General features: G+C 32.1%; 3 protein-coding genes and 2 pseudogenes. 2 read left to right on the plus strand and 3 right to left on the minus strand.

The window, feature by feature from the left end; translation table 11 throughout:
• Positions 1-150: 150 nt before the first annotated feature.
• Positions 151-822, minus strand: a pseudogene (locus V5787_RS01535) (5-methyltetrahydropteroyltriglutamate--homocysteine S-methyltransferase); the annotation flags it as partial.
• Between the two features lie 162 nt (positions 823-984).
• On the opposite strand from V5787_RS01535, the pseudogene V5787_RS01540 reads away from it, so the two are divergent.
• A pseudogene (locus tag V5787_RS01540) lies at positions 985-1,445 on the plus strand (Lrp/AsnC family transcriptional regulator).
• Between the two features lie 13 nt (positions 1,446-1,458).
• Here the strand turns inward: V5787_RS01540 and V5787_RS01545 are convergent.
• Positions 1,459-3,594, minus strand: a complete 2,136-nt coding sequence (locus tag V5787_RS01545; protein ID WP_336891530.1) for a Tex family protein — start codon at positions 3,592-3,594, stop codon at positions 1,459-1,461.
• Between the two features lie 194 nt (positions 3,595-3,788).
• Between V5787_RS01545 and V5787_RS01550 the strand changes: the two genes are divergently transcribed.
• Positions 3,789-5,105: a sugar MFS transporter gene (locus V5787_RS01550; protein ID WP_336891531.1), complete on the plus strand. Its 1,317-nt coding sequence runs from the start codon at positions 3,789-3,791 to the stop codon at positions 5,103-5,105.
• A gap of 502 nt (positions 5,106-5,607) precedes the next feature.
• Here the strand turns inward: V5787_RS01550 and V5787_RS01555 are convergent.
• Positions 5,608-6,024 carry a transposase gene (locus V5787_RS01555; protein WP_336891532.1) on the minus strand — a complete coding sequence of 139 codons (417 nt, stop codon included), beginning with the start codon at positions 6,022-6,024 and terminating at the stop codon, positions 5,608-5,610.
• Positions 6,025-6,146 lie beyond the last annotated feature (122 nt).

Below are 6,146 nucleotides of genomic sequence, written 5' to 3' on the forward strand. Positions count from 1 at the left end.
AATTATTCAAGAAAAACTAAACAATAGACCTAGAAAGATACTTGGATATAAAACACCAAAAGAAATGATGGATATTGAACTTAAAATTGTAGCTTAGTAACATCATAAAACTAAAACGTTTTGTTGCGTTACAACCTTGAAGCCAAGATTTTGAATAGCTTTTTTTTCTTTATTCGTTAGGTCTAAAGCTAAAATGGGTTCGTCAAACTGAATGTAATCTGCTCCAAGAGCCGTAAGTTCATAAATAATTTGGAAATATACAGGTAGTAATTTATTTAATAAATCCAATCGATGAAAACCGCTTTCTTTTTCTTTACCAAGAAGCAAGAAGGTTACAGATCTAATTAAAACGGGTTTTGTTTGTATTCCTAGTTCTAAAGCTTCTTTATACTCGTCAACTACCTTTGTTGAAAAGTATTCAAAAGATTGGTCTTTTGTAAATTCCGGTACAATATAGTGATAGTTGGTATCAAACCATTTTGTCATTTCCATAGCTGTAATATCAAAAGTATCTGTTTGAATTCCTCTTGCCATTGCAAAATACAAAGTTGCATAGTTGTTTCTGTTTATTCCTTTATAGCGTTCAGGAATACATCCAAAGGTTAAGCAATCATCTAAAATTTGGTCATAAAAAGAAAAATCATTGGAGGGAATTAAATCGATCCCTGATTTTTGTTGAAGCAACCAATTTTATTTCCGAATGTCTTTTCCCGTTTGCACAAGTTCATCATGATAGATATTTCCTGAACAATATTTTTCACAGGCATATTTTAATTGTCTTTGATTCCCTATTCTAGGATATCCTAAGGTTGTAGTTTTCATCTGAGTTGTTTTCGCTATTATTTACCACGTAAAGGTAGTTTTAAAGAATAAAATAGCATAATTTTACTATAAATTAGGTGTAAATAACTATTTTTAGAGTCTTTTTTAGGTATAAACACTTTTAATTATAGTTTATGGTGATGCCACAGAATAATATTCTTTATGAAACTAGATGCAATTGATGTTAGAATCCTTAAAATTTTACAAAAACAATCTAATTTAACGACAAAGGAGCTTGCTTCAAAAGTAAACTTGTCTGCTACACCTGTTTTTGAACGTGTAAAAAAAACTTGAAAAAGAAGGTTATATAAAAAAGTATGTGGCTATTTTGGATTCAGAAAAACTAGATAAAAATTTGATCGTTTTTTGCAACATTACATTAAGGGAGCATACGCGTGAAATAGGAAATCAGTTTGTAAAAGATATTTTAACACTAGAAGAGGTAACTGAGTGTTATAATATTTCGGGTGATTACGATTTTCTTTTAAAGGTACTGGTAAAAGACATGAAACACTATCAAAATTTTGTATTAAATCATTCTAGGGTCTGTACAAAATATTGGTAGTGCTCATAGTACTTTTGTTATGGGAGAAATAAAAAACACTTATTCAATTCCTATTTGATGAAGGGAAATACCTATTCAAAATTCATAGACAATTGAATGCGTTTTCTTTCGGTGTCGACTTCTTCTACACGAACTCGTACCTGTTGATTTAAATGAACAATATCGCTTACATTACCAACATAGCTTTTGCTGAGTTTAGAAATATGAACCAAGCCACTTTCTTTGATCCCAAGATTGACAAAACAACCGAAGTTGGTGACATTGTTTATAATTCCAGAAAGTATTTGACCTGCTATTAAATCATCTATAGTTTTTATTTTAGGATCAAAGGCAAATGTTTTTACTTTTTTTCTTGGGTCTAAACCCGGTTTTTCTAATTCAGAAAGAATATCTTTCAAGGTCGGTATTCCAATAGGATCTGTGCAGAAATTTTCAAGATGGAGACGATTTAAGTATTCTTTATTTCCAATTAAATTAGGTAAATCTGTTTTTAAAGAGGTCGCCATTTTTTTTACGATTGCATAACTCTCAGGATGTACAGCAGAATTGTCTAAAGGGTTGTCAGCATCTTTTATTCGTAAAAAAGCAACACATTGTTGATAGGCTTTTGCTCCTAAACGAGGAACTTTTTTGATTTGTTCTCTTTTATTAAAGGCCCCATTTTCTTTTCTATATAAGATTATGTTTTCAGCAAGTTTTGGTCCAATTCCGGATACGTAACTTAATAAAGAAGCACTTGCTGTATTGATGTTTATACCTACTTTATTTACACAGTTTTCTACAACACGATCTAGTTCCTCTTTCAGTTTGGTTTGATTTACGTCATGCTGATATTGGCCAACACCTATAGATTTGGCTTCAATTTTAACGAACTCAGCCAAAGGGTCTGCTAGTCTTCTTCCTATAGAAACCGAGCCTCTTACGGTAATATCGTAATTAGGGAATTCATCTCGTGCAATTTTAGATGCGGAATAAATAGAGGCACCAGCTTCGTTGACAATAAAAACCTGTAGGTTTGATTGAAATCTAATTTTTTTAATCAGATTTTCAGTTTCTCTAGAGGCTGTACCGTTACCAATAGCAATTGCGTCAATTTTATAAGCATTTACCGCTGTGTTTATTTTTCCAATCGCTTCTTTTTCTTTGTGGAGGTAAATAGTGTCATTGTATTTTAAATTTCCATTGGCATCCAAACAAACTAGTTTACACCCCGTTCGAAACCCTGGGTCTAAAGCCAAAATGTTTTTTTCTCCCAAAGGAGCTTGAAGCAATAATTGTTGAAGATTTTTTGCAAATACCTGAATAGCATTTACATCTGCCTTTTCTTTGGCTTTTGTTAATACTTCGTTGGAAAGGGCAGGCGAAAGCAGCCGTTTGTAGGCATCTTTTACAGCCATTAGAATTTGTTCTGCACAAGCATTCTGAGAACGTATCATTCTAGAAGCTATTCTTGAGACTGCCTGTTCTTTATCAATTTCTATTTTGATTCTTACAAAGCCTTCTTTCTCGGCTCTTAATAATGCTAATAATCTATGAGAGGGACAACGGAATAAAGATTCTGACCAGTCAAAATAATCCTTGTATTTCATTGCTTTTTCAGCTTGTGCTGAGCCTGTTGAAGTATTAGATTTATTTTTTATACGTTTAGTGCTGATGATTGCTCTTTTTATAAATTCATTTCTTAAAGAGGTACGAATGTCAATTCTTTCATTAATCCAGTCAGCAATAATATGTCTAGCTCCTTCCAAAGCTTCGTCCGTATTGTTAATAGTGCCTTTTATAAACTTCTGACTTACAGATTCTAAATCATTAGAGTTTTGTGACATGATGATTTTTGACAACCCCTCTAATCCCTGCTCTCTGGCTTTGTCAGCCTTTGATTTTCTTGATTTTTTATACGGCAAATATAAATCCTCTAAATCGGTAAGCGAAAAAGTGTTCGATATTTTTAAAGCCAAACTGCTTTCCAAAACACCTTGTTCCTCAATGGACTTAAGAATGGCTTTTTTTCTTTTCTCAATTTCATCAAAAGCTTTTTTGTACGTAAGGATTTCCCCGATTTGAACTTCATCTAAATTATTGGTCATTTCTTTTCGATAACGGGCAATAAAAGGAATGGTACAATCTTCAGAAATTAACTTTAAAGTATTTAAAATACTGATATCTCTAATGTCAGTATTTGATTTAATATAATCGAGTGCTTGCATGGTTTTTTCTCTAGGTATTACAAAAATAGATTTTTTATGCTTTGTGTTTCGTTTTTTGTATGAGATTTTGTGTCTTTGGTCGAAATGTTTTTGTAAAAACTTTATGTTGATTGATATTGTGCATTAAAATTCGTATTTTTATTTACTGCATTTTCTAGTAAAAAATTCTTAATCATTAATCTAATTTAATATTTATGAAATCATCAACAGTAGAAACCAAAAAAAACAGCCTTGTGCCCATTACAATTATTGCTGGTGTGTTTTTTATTTTTGGTTTTGTAACATGGATAAATGGAGCATTGATTCCATTTATGAAAACGATTAATGAATTAACTGAAGCACAATCTTATTTAGTGGCTTCTGCTTCTTATATTTCTTTTGTATTGATGGCACTTCCTGCATCTTCTATTCTAAATAAAATAGGATATAGAAAAGGAATGTCTTTAGGGTTGTTTGTGATGGCAATTGGAGCATTGGTATTTATACCAGCAGCAGAAGCTAGAACTTATTGGGTGTTTTTGACTGGGATATTTATTCAAGGAATCGGGATGACCTTATTGCAAACAGCTGCAAATCCATATATCACAATTGTAGGACCAATTGAAAGCGCTGCAAGACGAATTTCTATCATGGGAATAGCTAATAAAATAGCAGGTGCTTTAGGATCTATAATATTTGGATCTATATTATTGTCAGGAATAGGAGATGTCAATAAAAAACTAAGTACCGTTTCAGAGCAAGAAAAAGAAGTATTATTAGATACCATGGCAGACAGTGTTGTTATGCCTTATGTAATTATGGCAATTGTATTGGCTGTTTTGGGTGTGTTGATAAGAAAAGCACCGTTACCACCTGTAGAGGCTGAGATAGAGGAGCTTGTTGAGGGTGAGGTTGAAAAAACAAGTATTTTTCAATTCCCTCATTTATGGTTGGGTGTATTAACTTTATTTGTATATGTAGGAGCAGAAGTAATAGCAGGTGACACGATAATTTCTTATGGAATTTCTTTAGGGTTTCCTGAGTCAGAGGCTAAGTTTTTTACCATGTTTACTTTAATGACAATGGTGGTTACTTATGGAGTGGGCGCTATATTGATCCCTAAATATATTTCGCAAGGAACAGCGTTAAAAGTAAGTGCCGTGTTAGGAATTCTCTTTAGTATTGGGATATTAAGTACAACAGGTTTTGTGTCAATAGTATTTGTTGCTGCCTTGGGAATAGCAAATGCTTTGGTTTGGCCTGCAGTATGGCCATTGACCTTAAACGGATTGGGGAAATTTACAAAAACAGCATCAGCATTATTAATTATGGCAATTTCAGGAGGAGCTGTTATTCCTCCTTTATATGGAAGGCTAGTAGACGCTGACAGACAAGAACTTATAGCAGGTGGCATGAGTGCTTTGGAGGCTACGCCGATTGCTGCTACGGGTAGTTATTGGATATTGATTCCTTGTTATCTAATGATCTTGTTTTTTGCTTTAAAAGGGCATAAAATTCAAAGTTGGAAATAAAAAAATATAGAATAAAAAAGTCTGAATTAAAACAATCAAATTCGGACTTTTTTATTTCCAAAAATGATCTTACACTTTAATAATCCATTTTTTTAGATGTATTATATAAGTAAATAAAATAGCGTCACTGAAATTGCGTATGGAAAAGAATACACTCACCATGTGAACTGGTGATTTTTTACTATTGGATTTCCCCCCTCTTAGTGTTTCCCCAATAGCTATTACCTGTCCTTTTGATACGTTTGAAATGGAAGTTTACCCAATCTATAAACAAGTTTCAAACTGAAAACTATCTATGGATGAAAACGCTCTATTTATAGTGTCTTCTAGCTCACCAAAAATACTGACTAATTTATTTTTTGAATTTATGATAAGACCGTTGCATAATGCTCTTTTCAGTTTTAGATTTCAATTTTGACTTTTTTAATCTAAAATTTATGTTTTTTTTCATTATTTTCATTGTTTATGTTAGTTATGGATCTATTTCTTGGTTCATTTTCCTTTAATTTTTAGAATTAGTGGCAATTATCCCAGGACTTCTATATAAATTGTAACAAATAGCTTCCATCAGATTTTGAGTATGCATTTTTTCCATACCTCTGTATCTTGCAATTCCTCCTTTAAACCATAACTTTATTCCTCCAAAAGTTCGCTCCACTTTAAACCTTGTTTTACCAATTAATTTATTAAATCGTTTTTCCCATTTTGTCAATGATTTATTTTTAACAGCTTTTTTAAGAATGTGATTCTTTAAATTTCGACCTTTTAAAAGTGTTGCGTTTTTCTTTGATTGATACCCTTTATCTGCTTTTAAAGGAATGTCTTTTGGTAGCTTTACCGTGACGGTATTTAAAACATCTTCTAAATTAGATATCTCATTCTTACTTGCAGTTGTGGTTAATATTAACCTCGCATCTATATATCGTTAGTTTTACGCAGCATATTTTATGTTGTGATGTTTAAAATATTTGACTACCCTTTTGCTGTCATTTTGAAGTGTTTTCATGTGATTTTCTGAATTTTCCTTCATCTTTTCTTGTG

Origin of the sequence: Flavicella sp., from assembly GCF_037132785.1 — a bacterium.
Taxonomy (GTDB): domain Bacteria; phylum Bacteroidota; class Bacteroidia; order Flavobacteriales; family Flavobacteriaceae; genus Flavicella.

Bases quoted from the DNA above. Each gene is read 5' to 3' on its own strand.
- V5787_RS01550 (WP_336891531.1), top strand. From the start codon at position 3,789: ATGAAATCATCAACAGTAGAAACCAAAAAAAACAGCCTTGTGCCCATT.
- V5787_RS01545 (WP_336891530.1), bottom strand. From the start codon at position 3,594: ATGCAAGCACTCGATTATATTAAATCAAATACTGACATTAGAGATATC.